The following is a 19,607-nucleotide window of genomic DNA, read 5'->3' on the forward strand; positions in this document are numbered from 1 at the left end:
CCGTCGGTCAGATCGGCGCCGTTGCCGCATCCAACCATACATTCGCGGCCTTGCCCAGACGCGGGGCGATCTTTTCCCGGACCTCGGCGTGATAGGCGTTCAGCCAGCCGCGCTCCGCGGCGCTCAGCAGATCGGTTTCGATCAGCCTCCGGTCGATCGGCACGAAGGTCAGCGTCCGCCAGCACAGCATGGCGCGGTCGTGATCGCCGCCGGGCAGATCCGGGGCCTCCTGCGCCACCAGCAGGTTCTCGATCCGGATCCCGAACGCGCCTTCGCGGTAATAGCCCGGTTCGTTGGACAGGATCATCCCCGCTTCCAGCGGCACGGTCGACAGCCGGCTGAGCCGCTGCGGCCCCTCGTGCACGCTCAGGTAGGCGCCGACGCCATGGCCGAGCCCGTGGTTGAAATCCTGCCCCGCGAGCCAGAGCGGCATCCGCCCGACGGCTTCGATGTCGCGTCCGGCAAGCCCCCTGGGCCAGCGCAGGCGCGACATGGCGATCATCCCCTGCAGGACGCGGGTGAAGGCCATGCGCTCCTCCGGCCCGACCTGGCCGATGGCGACGGTCCGCGTGATGTCGGTGGTGCCGTCCAGATACTGCCCGCCGCTGTCCAGCACCAGCAGATGCCCGTCCTGAAGCCGGCGGTCGGTGTCTTCGCTGACCCGGTAATGCATGATCGCGCCGTTGGGGCCGGTTCCGGCGATGGTGTCGAAACTGATGTCCTGCAATGCGTTGTCCCTGCGGCGGCAGGTTTCCAGCCGGGTGACGACCTGGGTTTCGGTCACGCTGCCCGGCGGCTGCGCGTCCAGCCAGCACAGCAGTTCGACCACCGCCGCCCCGTCCCGCAGATGCGCGGCGGCGCTGCCTGCGATCTCGGCGGCGTTCTTGCGCGCCTTGGGCAGCGCGCAGGGATCGTCGCCGAACGCGACCGCCGCGCCCAGCACATCCGCCAGCTTCTGCGGCGCGCTCGCCTTGTCCAGGCGCACCGGACCGGTCAGCCCGGCGAGCGCGTCCAGAAACCCGTCCGGAGCCTGCACCGTGACCGCCGCGCCCAGATGGTCCCTCACGCCCGCCAGCTTGGCCGGCTCCATGAACAGATCGACGCGCCCGTCGTCATGCAGCACCGCGAACCCCTGCGCGACCGGGTTGCGCGGGATATCGCTGCCCCGGATATTGAGCAGCCACATGATCGAATCCGGCTGCGTCAGGACCGCGGCGCGATGCCCCGCCTTGCGCAATTCCCCGGCCAGCGCGGCGCATTTCTCCGCCGCGAACTGTCCGGCGAATTCCAGCGGATGCGCTTTCACCGGGTTGCTCGGCGGCTCGGGCTGGTCCTCCCAGATCGTATCGACGAGATTGGCGCTTTGCACCATCTCGATTTCGCTGCCGCTCAGCGCCTCGGTCCAGCGCGTCACCTCGGCCACCGTGTGCAGCCAGGGGTCGAAGCCGACTCGTCCTCCGTCCGGCAACTGCTCCTTCAGCCAGTCCGCCAGCCCCCGGTCGGGCCAGGGCACCGGGGTATAGACATCGGCCACCTGCGATTTCACCTGGGTGCGGTAACGCCCGTCGACGAAAACCCCCGCGACATCCGGAAGGGCCGCGCAGAATCCGGCGGACCCGGTGAAGCCGGTCAGCCAGGCCAGGCGCGCGTCGTGATCGGCGACATATTCGCCCTGATAGGCGTCGGCGCGCGGCACCAGGAACCCGTCCAGCCCCGCTGCGCGCATCGTCTCGCGCAGGCGGGCCAACCGGGGCGGACCCTGTTCCGGGCGGGCTGTGACTTCGAACGTCTGAAACATCGCGGACCTGTCTGATACCTGATCTGCCCGGACCCTGTCCGCCCCTTGCCCAAATGTCCAGTGCCCCGTTCCGCTTGTCACTGGCAGGGCGATTCCGGATTTGCTAGGCTCGACCGGCAACAGGGAATTCCGATAGATGACACGCAACGCTCTCGCCATTTGCTGCCTGGTCCTCGCTCCGCTGGCCGGGCTTGCCGAGGGAACCGGGCAAAAGCCCGACCTGCCCGACCTGGCGCTTCAGGCGCTGGCGGAAAAGGCGGGCGGCGCCGATCATCTCAGCACCCCCGAATTCTCGACGATCCGCGAGCGCAACGGGGCTCCGAGCCTCTGCGCCACCACCAACGCCTATGATTCCAACGGCTATTTCATCGGCCTGACCTACTGGCAGGTGGAATTCAACGCCGACGGGACCGAGGTGACCTCCCTGCGCAACGTCACCGGCCTGAACAGCGCCTGTTACAGCGAAAGCTACCGGGGGCCGGGGAACTGACCGGCATGGAACCGGTCCGGCCGATGGCCTTGATCCGCCCGCGGCCCGCGCCGGACCGAACGATCCGGTCGCCGGTCAACTCGCCCGCTTGATACCCATGACCCGCGCCCGCGCCCGCGGGTCGCTGTCAAACAGCGCCGCAAGCTGCTCGGTCATCGCGCCGGCCAGCTGCTCCACATCGGTGATGGTCACGGCGCGGTCGTAATAGCGCGTCACGTCATGGCCGATCCCGATCGCCAGCAGTTCGACCTGCTTGCGTTTTTCCACCATCGCGATCACGTCGCGCAGGTGCTTTTCCAGATAGTTCGCGGGGTTGACCGACAGGGTCGAATCGTCGACCGGCGCGCCGTCCGATATCACCATCAGGATCTTGCGCGCCTCGCGCCGGTTCACCATCCGGCGATGCGCCCATTCCAGCGCCTCGCCGTCGATGTTTTCCTTCAGCAGCCCTTCCTTCATCATCAGTCCAAGGTTCGGCCGCGCCCGCCGCCAGGGGGCATCGGCGCGCTTGTAGATGATATGGCGCAGGTCGTTCAGACGGCCCGGCTGCTGCGGGCGGCCATCGTTCAGCCAGGCTTCGCGCGCCATGCCGCCCTTCCAGGCCTTGGTGGTAAAGCCGAGGATCTCGACCTTGACGTTGCAGCGTTCCAGGGTGCGCGCCAGCACGTCGGCGCAGATCGCCGCGATGGAAATCGGCCGCCCCCGCATGCTGCCGGAATTGTCCAGCAGCAGCGTCACGATGGTGTCGCGGAACTCCGTGTCCTTCTCCACCTTGAAGGACAGCGGCGTCGTCGGGTTGGCGACCACGCGGGCCAGACGGCCGGCATCCAGAATGCCTTCCTCCCGGTCGAATTCCCAGCTCCGGTTCTGCTGCGCCTGAAGCCGGCGCTGCAACTTGTTGGCCAATCGGCTGACGGCCCCCTTCAGGGGTTCGAGCTGCTGGTCGAGATAGGCCCGCAACCGTTCCAGCTCGACCGGATCGGCCAGATCCTCGGCGGCGATCTCCTCGTCGTCCTGGGTCCGGTAGACCTTGTAATTCGGGTCCGCATCGGAAACCGGCTGCGGGACGGGCGGCTCCAGCGGCGCCTCTCCCTCGGGCATCTCCGCGTCCTCGGCCATGTCCTGGTCCGCGAGGTCGTCGGCGCTGAGCTGCGCCTGCGCCTGGTCCTGCTGGTCCTCCTGGCTCTGCTCGGGATCGGCATCCGCCGCCTGGTCGTCGTCGTCCTCGCCGGTGCTGTCCGGGGTCTGATCGTCCTCGGTATCGTCCTCGGCCTGATCTTCCTGGTCGTCGTCCTGGCTGTCGGGGTCCTCGCCCAGCTGGTCGCCATAACCGAGATCCGAAATCACCTTGCGGGCGAATTTCGCGAATTCGGTCTGGTCGGCCAGGATGTCCTTCAGATCGTCCAGCCGGTCGCCCGCCTGCTCCTCGATGAAACCGCGCCACAGCTCCATCACGTTCTGCGCGCCCGCCGGCAGATCGCGGCCCGTGGCCAGATGGCGGATCAGGTAGCCTGCCGCAACCGCCAGCGGCGCTTCGGACGCCTCGCTGATCTGGTCATAGCCCTTGCGCTGCGCTTCGTGGCCGATCTTGGCGTCGATATTGCCCGCGGTGCCCGGCATGTCGCGCGCGCCCATCGCCTCGCAGCGCGCGGTTTCCATCGCCTCGTAGAGATCGCGCGCCATCTCGCCCGGCGGCGCATAGCGCGCATGGGTCTTGTCGCTGTGATACTTGCGGTTCAGCGCCAGCGCATCGGCGGTGCCGCGCGCCAGCAGCACCTCGTCCCGCGTCATCCGCCGGCTGACCTGCGGCAGACGCATGGAATCGCCCGACAGGCCCGAAGGATCGACCGTGTAGCTGATCGTCAGATCGGGATCGTCGGCCATCACCTTGGTGGCCTCGGCCAGAGCCTTCTTGAAGGGATCGGCCGGATTGTCGGATTTCTGTGCCATCAGCCCATCTCACCCCGCATCGCATAAAATGACAAGCCGCGCCCGCTTCCTCTTGCCCGAAATACTCCCGCCGGAGGCATCGCGCCCCCGGCGCGATTTCCGCGGCGCAAGACCTACCCCAAGGCGGTGCTCGCCGCGCTTTCCGGCAGTTCCTCGTCAAAACAGCGCTGGTAGAACTCGGCGACGGTCTGCCGCTCCAGCTCGTCGCACTTGTTCAGGAACGACAGGCGGAAGGCATAGCCCACGTTGCGGAAGATCTCGGCGTTCTGCGCCCAGGTGATCACCGTGCGCGGGCTCATCACCGTGGAAAGATCCCCGTTCATGAAGGCGGTCCGGGTCAGGTCGGCCACCGTCACCATCTGGCCGACGATCTTGCGGCCCTTCTCGGTGTTGTAATGCGGCGCCTTGGCCAGCACGATGGCGCTCTCGGCATCGTGGCTCAGATAGTTCAGCGTCGCCACCAGAGACCAGCGGTCCATTTGCGCCTGGTTGATCTGCTGGGTCCCGTGGTAAAGCCCCGTGGTGTCGCCCAGACCCACCGTGTTGGAGGTCGCGAACAGGCGGAAATACTTGTTCGGCGTTATGATCTCGTTCTGGTCGAGCAATGTCAGCTTGCCGTCATGCTCCAGCACTCGCTGAATCACGAACATCACGTCGGCCCGGCCCGCGTCATATTCGTCGAAGACGATGGCGGTCGGGTTGCGCAGGGCCCAGGGCAGGATGCCCTCGTGGAACTCGGTCACCTGCTTGCCGTCGCGCAGCTTGATCGCGTCCTTGCCGATCAGGTCGATCCGGCTGATATGGCTGTCGAGGTTGACCCGCACCGTGGGCCAGTTCAGCCGCGCCGCCACCTGCTCGATATGGGTCGACTTGCCGGTGCCGTGATAGCCCTGGATCATCACCCGGCGATTGTGCGAAAACCCGGCCAGGATCGCCAACGTGGTGTCGGGATCGAACTTGTAGGTATGGTCCACCTCGGGCACGCGGTCGGTGCGGTCTGCAAATCCCTTGACCGTCATCGGAGTGTCGATCCCGAAGACTTCCCGCACCGAAATCTCCTCGGTCGGCTTCGCATTCATGTCCATTGCGCCATCGGCCATGCCCGTCGTCCTTTTCCTCTGTCCCCCGGATGGGGTCCGAACCCGCACGTCGTGCAACATAACGCGGCCAAGGGCAAGGGGAAGGCGGCGGGAATTTCGGCCCGAGACAAGCGATCTCGCGGCGGGGAGGGGGTGAGGGCGTCGTCCGCGCCGTGCCGGAAAGGCGCGCCTTCGGCGCAAGCGATCCATTCGCGTTCAGGCCACGCGGGCCTTGAGGGACGTTGTCCCTCAAACTCCCTGGAGTATTTGCGGCAAGAAGAGAAACATGGTTCCCCCCTTCATCTTTGCCGAAATACTCCGGGGGAGTCCGCCGCAGGCGGACGGGGGCAGCGCCCCCGCACCGCTCAGTCCTTGAAATTCCGGCTGGCCTTGATCTGGTCCCAGGCCCAGACGACTTCCTGCAACTGTTCTTCCTGGCTGCGGTCGCCGCCGTTCATGTCCGGATGCAGCACCTTGATCAGCTTCTTGTAGGCCGCGCGCACTTCGGTCTTGGTCCAGCTGTCCCTGGCGTCGAGGATTTCCACCGCCCGGCGCTCCGTGGGCGGCAGCCGCTTGCCGGCGCCGTTGCTGCGGCCCGGGTTCTGCGTCGCGTTGGCGCCCAGCACCTGGTGCGGGTCCTCGATGCCCAGCCTGGCCCAGGCGCGGGCTTCCGGGTCGCCCATCGGCTTCGTCGCGCGTTCCCAGACCTTGTCCTTGGATTGCTGCGCGTTGATCTCCGCTTCGGTGGTGCCGTCGAAGAAGTTCCATTTGAGATTGTATTCCCGCACGTGCTGCTGGCAGAACCAGAAATAGTCGTCCAGAACGTCCGGCGCCTTGGGCGCGCGGAATTTTCCCGGCTCCTCGCAGCCTTCGTGTTCGCACTGCCGCACGGAGGTTTCGGATGCGCCCGACATCCCCCGCCGGCCGCGCGGGTTCTTTTTCTTGGCCGACTTGATCGACATGTCGAATCCAAACGGGTCTGATTTTGTCATTGCGGATCCCTTTCGGACGCAGCATTTTCGAGTCGGAGACAGGAGTTTAGTCAATGTCCCGGCAGATAGAAGAGGGTGCGGCAAAATATTTGCGGCAATTGATGATATGAGCGTGACAGAAGAGATCAGAACCCGCCTGCAATCCGCCTTCGCGCCGAGCGTCCTGACGGTGGTGGACGACAGCGAGCGGCATCGCGGGCATGCGGGCTACCGGGACGGCGGGGAAAGCCATTTCAACGTGACGATCCGGGCCGACGCTTTCCGGGACCAGTCCCGCATCCAGCGCCATCGCGCCGTCCATTCGGCGCTTGGCCCGGAGCTGGTCGGGCGGATCCACGCCCTGTCCCTGGACATCGACGGCTGAACCGGCCGATGCCGCACAGGCGGCTGGACAAAGACGCGGCGGCCCCCTAGCGTCGGTTTTCAGGGCGTGTCGGAGATCTTGATCATGCGCGTTGCAAAAGCCGCTATCGACCTGTCGGCGCTCCCCGACATGCGCGCCTTGCTGGCGGCACAGCAGGTTCTCGCCGGAACGCTCAAGACCGAGAAGGGCGAAGCCGACCCTCAGACCGAAGCCCACAGGCTGCGCAAGGAAAAGGTCCGGCTCCAGGCGGCCGAAGCCGCGCTGCGGGACCGGATCGCCCGGTCGCGGCAGCTTCAGGCCGGGCTGACGCAGCGGATCGACGCGGAGAAGTCCGTCCTGCAGGACGCGCAATCCGCCCTGACGGTGGACGAGGACACGCTGCTGCTTCTAAACGCCGACATCCGGGATCTTCAGCGCGAAGTCGATTCCGCGAACATGTCGCGCCTCGATCTGGAAGCGGCCTATCCGGCGCTGGCCAGACCGGTGCCGGACCTGCCCGACGCGATCCGGGACTGGATCGCCGAGTTTCAGGGCATCACACCGAATCCCGCTGTCAGCAAGAGCATTCACAAGACCTATTTCCTGGCCGTGTCCAGGCTTCAGACCGAGGGCGCGAAGCTGAAGGCCCTGGACGCGGAACGCGCGGCGCTGGTGTCGAACGCGGAGGCGCAGCGCAAGAAACGGGATGCGGCGCAACGGTCCGTCGACACCATGATCGCCGAAGCCACGGCGCTGAAGCAGAAGATCCGCAAGGATGCGAACGACGCGCGGGCCGCGGCCGACGCCGCAGAGCAATGCGACATCGATCTCGTCCCGGTCGCCGCCCGCGCGATGACGGTGCAGGACGCGAAATCCGTGATCGACCAGATGAACGCCGCTCTGGCCGGGGCCTTCTCCCAACTGGCCGACACCGCGAAGACCCTGAGCGCCGCGCTTGACGGCATCGCGGAGGATGCCCCCGTCGCCGATACCGGACTGACGCGCAAATCGTTCCAGGACCGTCTATCCGCGCGCCGCAACGAATCCGACTTCATCGGCAAATCGGCGGCCAAGGGGGACACCGCGCTCGGGATCTCGCGCATTTTCGACCTGATCGCTGGTCTGGATCAGGATGTCGACGCGGGCAATGCGGCGCTGCGCCGGAAACGGTCCGACGACAACAGACCGAGGCTGATCGCGGCGGCCCGCGCCAGCGCGGAACAGATCGCCGCCCTGCCGCGCGAGGGCGATCCGGTCCCGGTCGACGACCTGCTGATCGACGAGGCGGTGCTCGAAGGGCTGGAGCAGGGGCTGGACGACAGCGCCGACATCGACACGCTGACGCCCGAGATCGAAGCCCAGATCGAGGCGAAGCTGAAGGAGATCCTTGACGCGCGGGCGTCAAAGGCCAAGGCCGAAGCGCTCGCGCAGCGCAAGCTGCAACGCGAGGCCGAGCGGCAGGCGATCCTGCTTCTGCGCGAGGATCCGGCCTTCAAGGAACTGGTGCCGATGGTGCGCAACACCATCGTCGTCGATTGCGCGGGCAAGGCCCTGACCGGCAAGGCCACCGTCGCCACCGCCACCGCCGATCTGAACGCCGCGCTGCTCGCGCAATACAAGCCCGCGAACGCCGAAATCTGGAAAAAGGCCCTCGGGATCATCGGCAAATCCTTTCCGGACAGCGGCTCCACCTATGCCGATTGCGCCATTCACGTCTCGTTCTTCGGCGGCAACCTCAGTTCGGACGCGAATGGCGTTCTGGAAGCCCGCAAGCCGAACGGCGATCCGGTCAATGTCGATACGCTGCTGGACAGTCTCCTGAAGCGCAGCACCATCACCGCACGGGTTCACGCGACGCTGGAAACCGGCGCCAACAAGACCCCGAAGGTGTATTATCCGGGAAACGACTTCACCACGGAGACCCGGCATTTCACCGCCCTGGGCGGCCAGCAGGCGGTCAGGGACGCGCTGAATGACTACCTGCAGAACACGATCAAGCCGCGTCTTCAGACATTCATCGACAACTACGGACGTCTTTGAGAGAGGTGACTACCGGGCCGCGATGGCGGCGATCCGGTCCAGGGCGGCGCCCAGCTGTGCCCGGATCGGCACCGACACGCCGAACGGGTTCCTTTCGCAGAGCGCAATGACCCGGTTGCTGTCCAGAAAGCCGCGATAGGCATCGACCTGCTGCACCAGCGCCACCGCCTTTTTCGCGCGATCCGCGGGCGCGGCGCCCCGGAACTCCATCAGGGCGCGCATCATCGCCGTCTGGTTGCCTTCGGTCACACCGTTCAGCCCCGCATCGGCGATGTTGTCCAGATCGGGATGCTTGTAGGACCGTATCGCCGCCTGCAGGGCGGAAATGCCGGCATCCGTGCTTTCCTTGGCGGAGTTCCAGACCGCCAGCGGGTCATCGCCCCCGGTGTCGATGGGCGCGGAGCGACCCAGGACGAAGATCTCGACAAAATCGCGCTGGGACTCGGTCAGGGCCATCGGCATCACGCTTTCGCATCCGGGCGGCGCGCATGGTCGCGGCACCGCTCACGCGGGAAACCTAGACCCGTCCCGATCCGCTGACAATCCCCGCCGTCACGGCTGATCCGTCGACCGCAGCGCCCGCAGAACCGCCCGTTCCGCACTCGCCGCGTCCGGTTCCGCGCGGGCGGGATCATCCGCCGTGTCCGGCTCCTCCGCGCCGCTGCCGGCAAGGTCGGCGTCGGCGATCACCGACGGAGCCGGGACGCTGGCGGGGGCCGCGGCACCCGGCGCATCCAGCAATCGCGGCCTGAACGCCTCCGTCTCGCTGTCGCGCTCCCGGCGGAACACCAGCACGTTGCGCCAGTTGGTCGTCGATCCGGTCAGGCCGCTGCGTTCCTCGCTGGGCAGCAATTCGGCGCGCAGGTATTCCCACCCCGCCGCGCCCATGTCGTTCAGCACCGCCTCGATGGACAGGGCGAACCGCCCTTCCGCCGTCTTGACGCCCTTGGCCTTGGCCCCCTTCGCCGGAGCGGGAACGACCTTGTACTCGAATAGTGGCATGTTCTGGCCTTCAGAGATTCCTGTCCGGCGACCCTAGCCCAGTGGCGGGGCCAGTGCCAGCCGCCTTGCCGGTCTTGCGCCTTATCCCGATACTGCGCCCGACGCGCTCGGGGCGGGGCAGGGCGGCATGGGCCTCGGCCATCGCCGCGAACCTCGCCGCCACGTCCGGCGGGAAGGGCGCCACCTTCGGCCCGCTCATGTCGATATGCAGCCCCAGCGCCTCGCCCGTCGCCGCCAGCCAGCCGTCCTCGTGATACAGTTCCTGGTAGGTGTGAAAGCTCCTGTCGGAATGATCCACCAGCTGCAGGCTCACCCGCACCCGGTCGCCCTCGTGCAGCTCGCGCAGGTAGCAGATGTGGAACTCCGCCGTATAGGTCGTGAACCCCCGCGTCCTCGCATAGTCCGGCCCCAGCCCCAGGAGCTCATAGGCCTCGTCCCCGCAGGCGTCGAACAGCACGTTGTAATAGGCCATGTTCAGATGGCCGTTGTAATCGATCCAGTCCGGTTTCACCGTCATCACGCTCGACATGAATGGGGCAGGCATCGGCAACTCTCCTTCTGAACTTTTCCGCCACCCTAACCGGCATTGTTCACGAGGTGTAGGGGGCAGACTGTCCCCGTATTTCCAGCGCGCCCGGCAAGCGGTGACTCCTGGTTCACAGCCGGGCGCGCGCCTGCCCGTGGGATGGCGCATCCAACAATCGTTCACCTCGATATGGCAGCCATGGTAGCACGACCTCCATTCGGCGCGCTCCGTGCCCAAAGCGCCAACCCGCCGGGACGGGCCGGCGCTCGCCCGGCGGCCTTCGGCCTTGTTCCGGGCGAAAATCTTGCGTCATCCATCGGTACGTTTCGGTAGGGTGGGGGCTCACTTCGCCATTTCAGATCAAACGCTCCCTGCGAGCCCAGGTCATTTTCGCGCGCCGATTTTTCAACGTGTCCGCCCGACGCAGGGGCAGATTGATGAGAGAAGGATTGGTAGGGATAAAGGTGCTAGCTGTCGGACTTTCCACTATTGCGGTCGAAGCAGAGAGTTTGCAGATTGTTCATTTCATCTGAACCTCCCTTCGCGACCGGTTCAATATGATCAACCTGTAAAACCGCTCCATCTTTTGCAGATATGCCACAAATCACACATCTTCTGTTGTCTCGTTCCAATACAGCGAAACGTTTTTTTTGGGGATAGTCCTGAGCGCCGCAAAGTTGATCGAATTTTACAAGGGTAGTCTGGTTCCTCAATTGATTCCCGAAAGAGGGCGCTGCGATCATGCAATTCAGCGGCTCGCCAACGCCAGATTTCTCTTTCCATTGGTTCAAGTAGACTGATCGCATCGGTCAGCGGTTCCACTTTTTGTTTTGCCGCGACAAATCCATGCACGAAACCGCGTCTGTAGCATTGTTCCTCTCCTGGAGTATTCTCTCCGCCGACATCTTTTTTGAATTCAGGATGGTCGTGGTCTAGAACTTTGGCTTTGAATGTAAGGCGAACACCTTCTGGTTCCCAAGGAACCGTCCAGTTCGCCATCCGACAAGCATCCTTCAGCAAATCTTCGAGTCTATCCTCGAACTGACGCTCGTCGCACAGATAGCAGAGATAATCAAACTTCTCCAGAACGATCGCAGGTGGAGACAATAGAATGAGGTTTTCTCGGAATCTTTCTCGTTGAGATTTGCTGAATGTCATGTTTTTCCTCGCGAACCAAACATAGTAACTGTTGTGCCAATTGCGTCACAGTTCGGTCAACCGCATCGTTATCACCGTCAGAATAGCCATCATGTCGTTCTCGCCCAGAAACGACCGCATCGCCCGCAGCATCTCCGCTGCCGCGCCATTGCCTGAGCGCAGCACCTCGGCAAACGCCGCCTCCGCCTCGTCGCCCCAGCTCCCGGTGTCGTCGAACGCCTCGATCTGCGTCGCCGCCCATTGCAGCGGCACCCGCTCGCGCGTCCGCTCCTTCAGCGCCTCGGTATTGGCGTAGCTCATCCCGGCCCCCGTGCCGACCTGACGCTAGATCGCATAGGAGCCCTTGGCAATGGCGCGGCGAAGGCGGATCTGACTGCGCGCCCGGCTGCACTCCGCGTATGCACGCGGTATGCACAGCGTATGCACGCCTGGCACAGGCGGGTTACAGCCCCAGCCGGGCCTGCACGATCTGGTTGACGGCGGCCGGGTTGGCCTTGCCGCCGGTCGCCTTCATCACCTGTCCGACGAACCAGCCGGCCAGTTTCGGGTTGACCTTGGCCTTTTCCACCTGCGCCGGGTTGGCGGCGATGATCTCGTCCACCGCGGCCTCGATGGCGCCGGTGTCGGTGACCTGTTTCATCCCGCGCGCGGCGACGATCTCGGCCGGGTCGCCGCCTTCCTTGTAAACGATTTCAAAGAGTTCCTTGGCGATCTTGCCGCTGATGTCGCCCTTGGTTACAAGCAAGACCAACGACGCCAATTGCTCCGGCGAAATAGGACTGGCTTCAATTCCTAGTTCAGACTTCTTTAACTGCCCAAATAGCTCGTTGATAATCCAGTTTGCTGCGAATTTCCCATCTACCATCGGAAGTTTTGGCAGCGAGTTGTCGGGGTCCATACGTTCTCTGGTTCTGACCAATACTTGTCCAGATGAATCTATGCATTGGAGCACCCTTTCAAAAAATCCGGCACTTTCCAGATCAGCGGTCAACACAGAGGCGTCATAGTTGGAGAGTTCGAAGTCCTTGACAAACCGTGCTTTTTTCTCGTCCGGCAGTTCCGGCAGGCTGGCCGCGATCTCGTCCACCCAGGCCTGTTCGATCTCCAGCGGCAAGAGATCCGGATCGGGGAAATAGCGGTAATCATGCGCCTCTTCCTTGGACCGCATCGACCGGGTTTCGCCCTTGTCCGGGTCATAGAGCCGGGTTTCCTGCACCACCGCGCCGCCGGCCTCGACGATGGCGATCTGCCGCCGCGCCTCGACCTCGATGGCTTGCTGGATGAAGCGCATCGAGTTCATGTTCTTGATCTCGCAGCGCGTGCCGAGATGGGAAAAGTCCTGAGTTTCCTGATACTTCTCATAATCCCCGGGCCGGCAGATCGACACGTTCACATCCGCCCGCAGGTTGCCGTTCTGCATGTTGCCGTCGCAGGTCCCGAGATAGCGCAGGATCTGGCGCAGCTTGGTGACATAGGCCGCCGCCTCTTCCGGGCCGCGGATGTCGGGGCGGGATACGATCTCCATCAGCGCAACCCCGGTGCGATTGAGATCGACGAAGGACATGTTTGGATCCATGTCATGGATCGACTTGCCCGCGTCCTGCTCGATATGGATGCGCTCGATCCGCACCTTGCGGGCCACGCCTTCGCCCATCTCGACCAGAACCTCGCCTTCGCCGACGATGGGGTGGTAAAGCTGTGAAATCTGGTAGCCCTGTGGCAGGTCGGGATAGAAATAATTCTTGCGGTCAAAGGCGCTTACAAGGTTTATCTCGGCCTTCAGGCCCAGCCCGGTGCGCACCGCCTGTTCGACGCAATATTCGTTGATCACCGGCAGCATCCCCGGCATCGCCGCGTCCACGAAGGCCACGTTGGAATTGGGTTCCGCCCCGAATTTGGTCGAGGCGCCGGAAAACAGCTTGGCGTTGGAGCTGACCTGGGCGTGCACCTCCATGCCGATCACCAGTTCCCAGTCGTATTTCGCACCTGCGATGGTCTTGGCCTTGGGGGCGGTATAGCTCAGGTCCAGCATGGGGCAGCCTCTTGTCGATGTCGCCTTGCCTTCTAGGCCAGCCCGCCCTGCGGGGCAAGGGCCGCGGACGGATCAGAAAAACGAAAAATGCGTCCGTTTCACCGGGATCCTTCGATCCTCGAAAGCGGTTTCGAACTCACGATGCGGCGGGGTGGATTCAAAGGGGAGATGCACGCGTTTGTCGCCCTTCAACACCGCGCTGACCCGCACCGAGAAATCCCACCGCGTGTCAAACCGCATGTGGTCGATTTCATTCAGCGCCAGCGCGCCCGAGCGCCGCCCGCTGTGCCAGCGGATCCTTGTCGCGTCGAGCCGGACGCCGGCGCTCGGGTTGCGCCAGAGATCCCAGAGCGCGGGCAGGGTCGGCAGCGCCAGAAGACCGATCACCCACCAGGCCGCATCGACCAGGACGAACAGTCCGATCAGGGTCGCGTAGACCGGGATCAGCACGGCCAGCGTGCGCCGGGACCGGCCCGGGCGCACAAAGACGAAAACGTCCGCTGTCAACGTCCGCCCGTGACCTCCAGAACCGTGCCGGTGACATAGCTGGCCTGATCCGACAGCAGGTAGAGAACCGCGTCTGCGATCTCCTCCGCCGATCCGGTGCGCTTCATCGGGACCATGTGGGCCAGCCGTGCGGCGCGGCCGGGTTCACCGCCCTTGGCGTGGATGTCGGTGTCGATCAGGCCGGGGCGGATCGAATTGACCCGGATGTTGTCGCCGGCCACCTCGTCGGACAGGCCCTTTGTAAAGATGTCGATGGCAGCCTTGGAGGCGGCATAATCGACATACTGGTTGCCGGAACCAAGACGCGCGGCGGCGGATGAGATGTTGACGATTGCGCCCCCGTCGCCCTGCGCAAGCATCCGCGAAACGGCCTCTTTCGCGACGAGGATCGCGCCGATGACGTTGATGTCGAACATCCGGCGCAGGCGGGCGTGGGTCAGGTCGGTCACGCGGGCGGTCTGGTCCACCACGCCGGCGTTGTTGACCAGCGCGTCGAGCCTGCCGAATTCGGCGTCGATCCGTGCGAACATGGCCGTGATCTGCTCCGGGTCGACCACGTCGGCCTGGCAGATCAGAGCCCGCGCGCCGGCGGCGCGGGCGTCGGATGCGACGGCCTCTGCTCCTGCCCTGTCGCTGTTGTAGTTCACGATCAGGTCGTAGCCCCGGGTCGCGGCGAGCCGGGCCGACGCCGCGCCGATGCCGGCGCTGGCCCCTGTGACTAGAAGGGTTTTGCGCATCTATGTCACCTCTCTGATCCGGGAGATCATTTCCGTCGTGTCGCGGGACAGGTCCGGAGCGGCGAGGATCCGGTCCAGCTGTGCCCCGATCAGCGTCTGGCGGGCCGGATCGTATCGCCGCCAGGTCTGGAAGGCGCTGCACATGCGCGCGGTGGTCTGCGGATTGACGGGATCGAGCCGGATCAGCCAATCGGCCAGCAATGCATAGCCGGATCCGTCGGACGCGTGAAAGCCCGCGTGGTTCATGCCAAGAGCGCCGAATGTCGCGCGGAAGCGGTTGGGATTCTTCCAGTTGAAATCCGGGTGACGGGTCAGTGCATCCGCCACCGCCACGGCCTTGTTCGGGGCCGCCTGCATGACCTGAAGCCCGAACCATTTGTCGATCACAAGGCGGTCGGCCTTCCATTGCTGGTAGAAGGAAAGAACCTGCTCTTCGCCCTTCTGCGCGGACAGCAGGCAGGACAGGGCCGACAGTTGCAGGGTCATGTTGTCCGCCGTCGCATATTGCGCCGAGGCCTGGACGCCGCCGTCCAGGCGGGTCAGCAACGACAGGGCCGCGCCGCCGAGGGCGCGCTTGCCGGTCTGGTCCGGGTCGGGGCGGTAGGCCCCGTCGACCCGGCAATCGGCGAGGATGCGGGGCAGAACGTCCTGCGCGTGCTGGGCGAGCGCCTGTTTCAGCCCTTCCGATGCCTGCCAGATCGTGTGCGGGTCCGGTGTCGTGCCGTCTTCGGCAAGCGCGGCGGCCAATTCGGATTGTCCCGGCTGCGCCAGCATCAGCGCCCGGTAAGCGGGGTCGAGCGTGTCGTCGCGCAGGACCGACAGCATGCCGTCGAGATAGTCGGCTCCGGGTGCCGCGCCGTCGCGGATCATGTCCATCAGCGTTGCCCGCGCCAGCGCGCGGCCGGATTCCCAGCGGTTGAACGGGTCGGTGTCATGCGCCAGCAGGAAGGCCCGGCCGGCCGATGTCATCTCGCGCTCCAGCACCACCGGGGCCGAAAACCCGCGCAGGATCGACGGGACCGGTTTCGCCGCCAGCCCGTCGAAACGGAAGCTCTGCGTCGCCCCGGTCATTTCCAGCGTTTCGGTCGGGCGCACCTCGTCGCCGTTGCCGCCGAGCAGGCCGACATCGATCGGGATGACCAGCGGCTTCGGCTCCGGTGTGGCGGCGGAAGGCGGCGTGGTCTGGGTGAAGGTCAGGGTATAGGTTCCGTCGGCCCAGTCTTCGGCCACCGACAGGCGCGGCGTTCCGGCCTGCGAATACCAGCGCTTGAACTGGGTCAGGTCGCGGCCCGTCACCTCTTCGAACACCGCAAGCCAGTCCTCGATGGTGCAGGCCTGGCCGTCATGGCGGGCGAAATAGAGGTCCAGCGCCTCGGCATAGGCGGCATCGCCCACCAGCCGTTTCAGCATCCCGATCACCTCGGCGCCTTTTTCATAGACGGTCGCGGTGTAGAAGTTGTTGATTTCCTGAAAGCTTTCCGGGCGCACGGGATGCGCCAGCGGTCCCTGATCCTCCGGGAACTGGCGGGCGCGCAGGTCGATCACGTCGGTGATGCGCTTCACCGGCGCGCTGCGCATGTCGCTGGTGAACTGGCTGTCGCGAAAGACGGTCAGCCCTTCCTTCAGGCAGAGCTGGAACCAGTCGCGGCAGGTGATCCGGTTGCCGGTCCAGTTGTGGAAATATTCATGCGCGATGATCGCCTCGATACGTTCGAAATTGGTATCGGTCGCGGTCTCGGGGCTGGCCAGGACGGCGGAGGAGTTGAAGATGTTCAGCCCCTTGTTTTCCATCGCGCCCATGTTGAAATCGTCCACCGCGACGATGTTGAACACGTCCAGATCGTATTCCCGGCCATAGACCTCTTCGTCCCAGGCCATGGATTTCCTGAGCGCCTCCATCCCGAAGGCGCATTTGTCTTCGTCGCCGGGACGCACCCAGAGGTTCAACGCGACCTTGTTCCCCGAACAGGTGGTGAAACTGTCCGAATGCGCGATCAGGTCGCCCGCGACCAGTGCGAACAGGTAGGCCGGCTTGGGCCAGGGGTCGTGCCAGGTCGCGCTGTGCCTGTCGGCCTTGACCGGGTTGCCGTTGGACAGCAGCACCGGGTGCGGTCCGTGGATGTCCACGGTGAAAACGCTCAGCACGTCGGGGCGGTCGGGATAATAGGTGATCTTGCGAAACCCTTCGGCTTCGCATTGCGTGCAGTACATGCCGTTTGACATGTAGAGCCCTTCGAGCGCGGTATTGTTGGCCGGGTCGATTTCGACCACGGCTTCCCAGATGAAAGGCGCATCCGGCACCGGGCAGGTCAGGCCCGCCCCGGTCACATCCGGGGTGACGTCCTTGCCGTCGATGCGGGCGCTGATCAGCTTCAGGTTTTCGCCATGCAGGAAAAACCGGCGATCCGTGGCGTCCGGGTTCGGGCTGAACGCGATCCTGCTCGTGACCCGCGTGGCGTTGGGGTTCAGGTCGAACCGCAGATGAACCGACTCCGCCGTGAAACCGAAGGGCGAATAGTCTTTCAGGAAGATCGTCGTGGGGGCGGCGTCGCGCATGGGGGCCTCTCTGTGTCAGTGGGCGCAGGTTAGGAACTTCGCCCCGGGCCCGCAAGCGACCTTTCCCCGCTCTTTTCCCCGGCATTTGCGCGCGCATCTGGCCGGCAAGGGCGCGCCTCGCAGGGGAAGCCGTTTCGCCGGTGTTCGGCATGTTGCCTATCGGAAACTTTCGTTCTAACAACCCTTCGGCATACGACGGCACACATTTTGACAGAGGGACCGGGAATGAGTGACAGGAGACTGATCGACGGGCTGCGGATCGCACCCGAACTGGCGGATTTCATCGAACAGAGGGCCTTGCCCGGAACGGGCGTGTCGCCTGCCGATTTCTGGTCCGGCCTGTCGCGCGTCCTGCATGATCTCGGTCCCGAGAACCGGGCGCTTCTGGAGCGGCGCGAAGAACTTCAACGCCAGATCGACGCCTGGCATCTGGAGCGGCGCGGCCAGCCCCATGACCACGACGCCTACAAGGCGTTCCTGGAAGAGATCGGGTATCTCCTGCCCGAAGGTTCGGCGTTTGAAATCGATACCGCCAATGTTGATCCCGAGATCGCCCATGTGCCGGGACCGCAGCTCGTGGTGCCCGTCACCAACGCCCGCTATGCCCTGAATGCCGCCAACGCCCGCTGGGGCAGCCTCTATGACGGGTTCTACGGGACCGATGCCATGGGCAGCCAGCCGCCCGCCGGCGGCTACGACCGCGGCCGCGGGGCGCGGGTCGTGGCGCGGGCGCGGGTGTTTCTTGACGAAGCCTTTCCGATCGCCGGGACGAGCCATGCGGATGCGCGCCGCTATTACGTGAACGACGGCGCGTTGCTGGTGGACGATCACCCGCTGGTGAACCCGGCGCAGTTCGTCGGCTATCGCGGCCATCCGAAAGCGCCGGATGCGGTGGTCCTGGTCAACCACGGGCTTCACGTCGAACTGGTGTTCGACCGCACCCATCCGATCGGCAGCCGCGATCAGGCGGGGCTTGCCGACGTCCTGCTGGAAAGCGCCATGACCGTGATCATGGACTGTGAGGATTCCGTGGCCTGCGTCGATGCCGAGGACAAGGTGCTCGCCTATGGCAACTGGCTGGGACTGATGCAGGGCGACCTGTCGGCGACCGTCGAGAAGGGCGGCAAGTCGATGACCCGCGCGCTGAACCCGGACCGGACCTATACCGCGCCGGACGGCAGCCCCCTGACGCTGAAGGGGCGGGCGTTAATGCTGGTGCGCGATGTCGGCCATCTGATGACCAACCCGGCGATCCTGGACCGGGACGGCAACGAGACCTACGAAGGGCTGATGGATGCGATGATCACCGTGCTGATCGCCATGCACGACCTCGGGCGCGAGGGCGGTAATTCGGTCAAGGGCTCCGTCTATGTGGTGAAACCCAAAATGCACGGACCCGACGAGGTCGCCTTTGCCGCGCGGACCTTCGACATGGTCGAGGACGCGCTCGGCCTGCCGCGCAACACGGTCAAGATCGGCATCATGGACGAGGAACGGCGCACCAGCGTCAACCTGAAACAGTGCATCGAGGCGGCGAAAAGCCGGGTCTGCTTCATCAATACCGGGTTCCTCGACCGCACCGGCGACGAGATCCACACCTCGATGGAGGCCGGGCCGTTCTCGCGCAAGGATTTCATCAAGCGCAAGGACTGGATCGGCGCCTACGAAGACCGCAATGTCGATATCGGCCTGGAATGCGGGTTGCAGGGCAGGGCGCAGATCGGCAAAGGCATGTGGGCGATGCCCGACATGATGGAGGCGATGCTGGACCAGAAGATCGCCCATCCCCGCGCCGGCGCCAACACCGCCTGGGTGCCGAGCCCCACGGCGGCGACGCTGCACGCGCTGCATTACCACAAGGTCGATGTCTTCACGGTGCAGGAGAAACTCAAGGCCGGCGGTCGGCGGGCGCATGTGGACGCCGTGCTGGACATTCCGCTGGCCACCTACCGGCGCTGGACCGACGAGCAGAAGGTCCGCGAAGTCGAGAACAACGCGCAGGGCATCCTGGGCTATGTGGTGCGCTGGATCGACCAGGGTGTCGGCTGTTCCAAGGTGCCCGACATCAACAATGTCGGCCTGATGGAAGACCGCGCCACCTGCCGGATCTCGGCCCAGCACATTGCCAACTGGCTGCATCACGGCGTGGTCAGCGAAGCCCAGGTGATGGAGGCGATGAAGAAGATGGCGGCGGTCGTGGACGGGCAGAATGCCGGCGATCCGTTCTATCGGGCCATGGCGCCCGGTTTTGACGGCATCGCTTTCCTGGCCGCCTGCGACCTCGTTTTCAAGGGGCGCGAACAGCCGTCGGGCTATACGGAACCGGTGCTCCATGCCCGGAGATTGCAGTTGAAGGCCGCCGGCTGACGCGCCGGGTCGGAACGAAGGGGCCGGAGG

18 protein-coding genes are annotated in these 19,607 nt (G+C 64.8%); 4 read left to right on the forward strand and 14 right to left on the reverse strand.

What is annotated here, in order from left to right; genetic code table 11:
• Positions 1 to 7: 7 nt before the first annotated feature.
• Positions 8 to 1,798 carry an aminopeptidase P family protein gene (locus QO034_RS10800; RefSeq protein WP_284485542.1) on the reverse strand — a complete coding sequence of 597 codons (1,791 nt, stop codon included), beginning with the start codon at positions 1,796 to 1,798 and terminating at the stop codon, positions 8 to 10.
• Positions 1,799 to 1,934: 136 nt separating this feature from the next.
• Here QO034_RS10800 and QO034_RS10805 point away from each other — a divergent pair, with 136 nt between their 5' ends.
• Entirely contained in the window at positions 1,935 to 2,288 is a 354-nt protein-coding gene (locus QO034_RS10805) for a hypothetical protein (protein ID WP_284485543.1), read from the forward strand.
• A gap of 75 nt (positions 2,289 to 2,363) precedes the next feature.
• Here QO034_RS10805 and cobT read toward each other — a convergent pair whose 3' ends face one another.
• The 3 genes from cobT to QO034_RS10820 form a co-directional block, all read right to left on the reverse strand.
• Complete coding sequence (gene cobT, locus QO034_RS10810) at positions 2,364 to 4,238, reverse strand: cobaltochelatase subunit CobT (RefSeq protein WP_284485544.1); 1,875 nt, start codon at positions 4,236 to 4,238, stop codon at positions 2,364 to 2,366.
• A gap of 113 nt (positions 4,239 to 4,351) precedes the next feature.
• Complete coding sequence (cobS, locus tag QO034_RS10815) at positions 4,352 to 5,338, reverse strand: cobaltochelatase subunit CobS (protein ID WP_284485545.1); 987 nt, start codon at positions 5,336 to 5,338, stop codon at positions 4,352 to 4,354.
• Positions 5,339 to 5,682: 344 nt separating this feature from the next.
• The gene (locus QO034_RS10820; RefSeq protein WP_284485546.1) at positions 5,683 to 6,309 is read right to left on the reverse strand and encodes a J domain-containing protein; all 627 of its coding nucleotides are present in this window, start codon (positions 6,307 to 6,309) and stop codon (positions 5,683 to 5,685) included.
• 106 nt (positions 6,310 to 6,415) lie between these two features.
• Here QO034_RS10820 and QO034_RS10825 point away from each other — a divergent pair, with 106 nt between their 5' ends.
• Both QO034_RS10825 and QO034_RS10830 read left to right on the forward strand, forming a co-directional pair.
• On the forward strand, positions 6,416 to 6,673 hold the full coding sequence (locus QO034_RS10825; RefSeq protein WP_284485547.1) for a BolA family protein: 258 nt from the start codon (positions 6,416 to 6,418) through the stop codon (positions 6,671 to 6,673).
• Between the two features lie 84 nt (positions 6,674 to 6,757).
• Positions 6,758 to 8,692, forward strand: a complete 1,935-nt coding sequence (locus tag QO034_RS10830) for a coiled-coil domain-containing protein (protein ID WP_284485548.1) — start codon at positions 6,758 to 6,760, stop codon at positions 8,690 to 8,692.
• 9 nt (positions 8,693 to 8,701) lie between these two features.
• Here QO034_RS10830 and QO034_RS10835 read toward each other — a convergent pair whose 3' ends face one another.
• The 10 genes from QO034_RS10835 to pepN all read right to left on the reverse strand — a co-directional run bounded on the left by QO034_RS10835 (position 8,702) and on the right by pepN (position 17,210).
• A complete protein-coding gene (locus tag QO034_RS10835) occupies positions 8,702 to 9,157 on the reverse strand; it encodes a hypothetical protein (protein ID WP_284485549.1) in 456 nt (151 codons plus the stop codon).
• Positions 9,158 to 9,244: 87 nt separating this feature from the next.
• Positions 9,245 to 9,694: a DUF4177 domain-containing protein gene (locus QO034_RS10840; protein ID WP_284485550.1), complete on the reverse strand. Its 450-nt coding sequence runs from the start codon at positions 9,692 to 9,694 to the stop codon at positions 9,245 to 9,247.
• 10 nt (positions 9,695 to 9,704) lie between these two features.
• The gene (locus QO034_RS10845; protein ID WP_284485551.1) at positions 9,705 to 10,238 is read right to left on the reverse strand and encodes a thioesterase family protein; all 534 of its coding nucleotides are present in this window, start codon (positions 10,236 to 10,238) and stop codon (positions 9,705 to 9,707) included.
• Positions 10,239 to 10,687: 449 nt separating this feature from the next.
• Positions 10,688 to 10,828, reverse strand: coding sequence for an HNH endonuclease (locus QO034_RS23345; RefSeq protein WP_407696757.1), 141 nt, complete (start codon positions 10,826 to 10,828; stop codon positions 10,688 to 10,690).
• Complete coding sequence (locus QO034_RS10850) at positions 10,782 to 11,378, reverse strand: hypothetical protein (protein WP_284485552.1); 597 nt, start codon at positions 11,376 to 11,378, stop codon at positions 10,782 to 10,784. The genes QO034_RS23345 and QO034_RS10850 overlap by 47 nt, the downstream gene beginning before the upstream one ends.
• A gap of 45 nt (positions 11,379 to 11,423) precedes the next feature.
• Positions 11,424 to 11,678: a hypothetical protein gene (locus QO034_RS10855; RefSeq protein ID WP_284485553.1), complete on the reverse strand. Its 255-nt coding sequence runs from the start codon at positions 11,676 to 11,678 to the stop codon at positions 11,424 to 11,426.
• Positions 11,679 to 11,820: 142 nt separating this feature from the next.
• Positions 11,821 to 13,410, reverse strand: a complete 1,590-nt coding sequence (gatB, locus tag QO034_RS10860; RefSeq protein ID WP_284485554.1) for an Asp-tRNA(Asn)/Glu-tRNA(Gln) amidotransferase subunit GatB — start codon at positions 13,408 to 13,410, stop codon at positions 11,821 to 11,823.
• Between the two features lie 72 nt (positions 13,411 to 13,482).
• A complete protein-coding gene (locus QO034_RS10865) occupies positions 13,483 to 13,917 on the reverse strand; it encodes a hypothetical protein (RefSeq protein ID WP_284485555.1) in 435 nt (144 codons plus the stop codon).
• Positions 13,914 to 14,654: an SDR family oxidoreductase gene (locus QO034_RS10870; protein WP_284485556.1), complete on the reverse strand. Its 741-nt coding sequence runs from the start codon at positions 14,652 to 14,654 to the stop codon at positions 13,914 to 13,916. Before QO034_RS10870 ends, QO034_RS10865 begins: the two co-directional genes overlap by 4 nt.
• Positions 14,655 to 17,210, reverse strand: coding sequence for an aminopeptidase N (pepN, locus tag QO034_RS10875; RefSeq protein WP_284485557.1), 2,556 nt, complete (start codon positions 17,208 to 17,210; stop codon positions 14,655 to 14,657).
• Between the two features lie 225 nt (positions 17,211 to 17,435).
• Between pepN and QO034_RS10880 the strand changes: the two genes are divergently transcribed.
• Positions 17,436 to 19,577: a malate synthase G gene (locus QO034_RS10880; RefSeq protein ID WP_284485558.1), complete on the forward strand. Its 2,142-nt coding sequence runs from the start codon at positions 17,436 to 17,438 to the stop codon at positions 19,575 to 19,577.
• The last annotated feature ends 30 nt before the right edge of the window (positions 19,578 to 19,607 follow it).

Source organism: Sedimentitalea xiamensis, from assembly GCF_030164465.1.
GTDB classification, from domain to species: Bacteria; Pseudomonadota; Alphaproteobacteria; order Rhodobacterales; family Rhodobacteraceae; genus Sedimentitalea; species Sedimentitalea xiamensis.

Excerpts from the sequence above, each read along its gene's own strand:
- QO034_RS10855 (WP_284485553.1), bottom strand. The coding sequence starts at position 11,678 with ATGAGCTACGCCAATACCGAGGCGCTGAAGGAGCGGACGCGCGAGCGG.
- QO034_RS10840 (WP_284485550.1), bottom strand. The coding sequence starts at position 9,694 with ATGCCACTATTCGAGTACAAGGTCGTTCCCGCTCCGGCGAAGGGGGCC.
- gatB (WP_284485554.1), bottom strand. The coding sequence starts at position 13,410 with ATGCTGGACCTGAGCTATACCGCCCCCAAGGCCAAGACCATCGCAGGT.
- pepN (WP_284485557.1), bottom strand. The coding sequence starts at position 17,210 with ATGCGCGACGCCGCCCCCACGACGATCTTCCTGAAAGACTATTCGCCC.
- cobT (WP_284485544.1), bottom strand. The coding sequence starts at position 4,238 with ATGGCACAGAAATCCGACAATCCGGCCGATCCCTTCAAGAAGGCTCTG.
- QO034_RS10820 (WP_284485546.1), bottom strand. The coding sequence starts at position 6,309 with ATGACAAAATCAGACCCGTTTGGATTCGACATGTCGATCAAGTCGGCC.
- QO034_RS10850 (WP_284485552.1), bottom strand. The coding sequence starts at position 11,378 with ATGACATTCAGCAAATCTCAACGAGAAAGATTCCGAGAAAACCTCATT.
- QO034_RS10825 (WP_284485547.1), top strand. The coding sequence starts at position 6,416 with ATGAGCGTGACAGAAGAGATCAGAACCCGCCTGCAATCCGCCTTCGCG.
- QO034_RS10880 (WP_284485558.1), top strand. The coding sequence starts at position 17,436 with ATGAGTGACAGGAGACTGATCGACGGGCTGCGGATCGCACCCGAACTG.
- QO034_RS10830 (WP_284485548.1), top strand. The coding sequence starts at position 6,758 with ATGCGCGTTGCAAAAGCCGCTATCGACCTGTCGGCGCTCCCCGACATG.
- QO034_RS10870 (WP_284485556.1), bottom strand. The coding sequence starts at position 14,654 with ATGCGCAAAACCCTTCTAGTCACAGGGGCCAGCGCCGGCATCGGCGCG.
- QO034_RS10800 (WP_284485542.1), bottom strand. The coding sequence starts at position 1,798 with ATGTTTCAGACGTTCGAAGTCACAGCCCGCCCGGAACAGGGTCCGCCC.
- QO034_RS10845 (WP_284485551.1), bottom strand. The coding sequence starts at position 10,238 with ATGCCTGCCCCATTCATGTCGAGCGTGATGACGGTGAAACCGGACTGG.
- QO034_RS10805 (WP_284485543.1), top strand. The coding sequence starts at position 1,935 with ATGACACGCAACGCTCTCGCCATTTGCTGCCTGGTCCTCGCTCCGCTG.
- cobS (WP_284485545.1), bottom strand. The coding sequence starts at position 5,338 with ATGGCCGATGGCGCAATGGACATGAATGCGAAGCCGACCGAGGAGATT.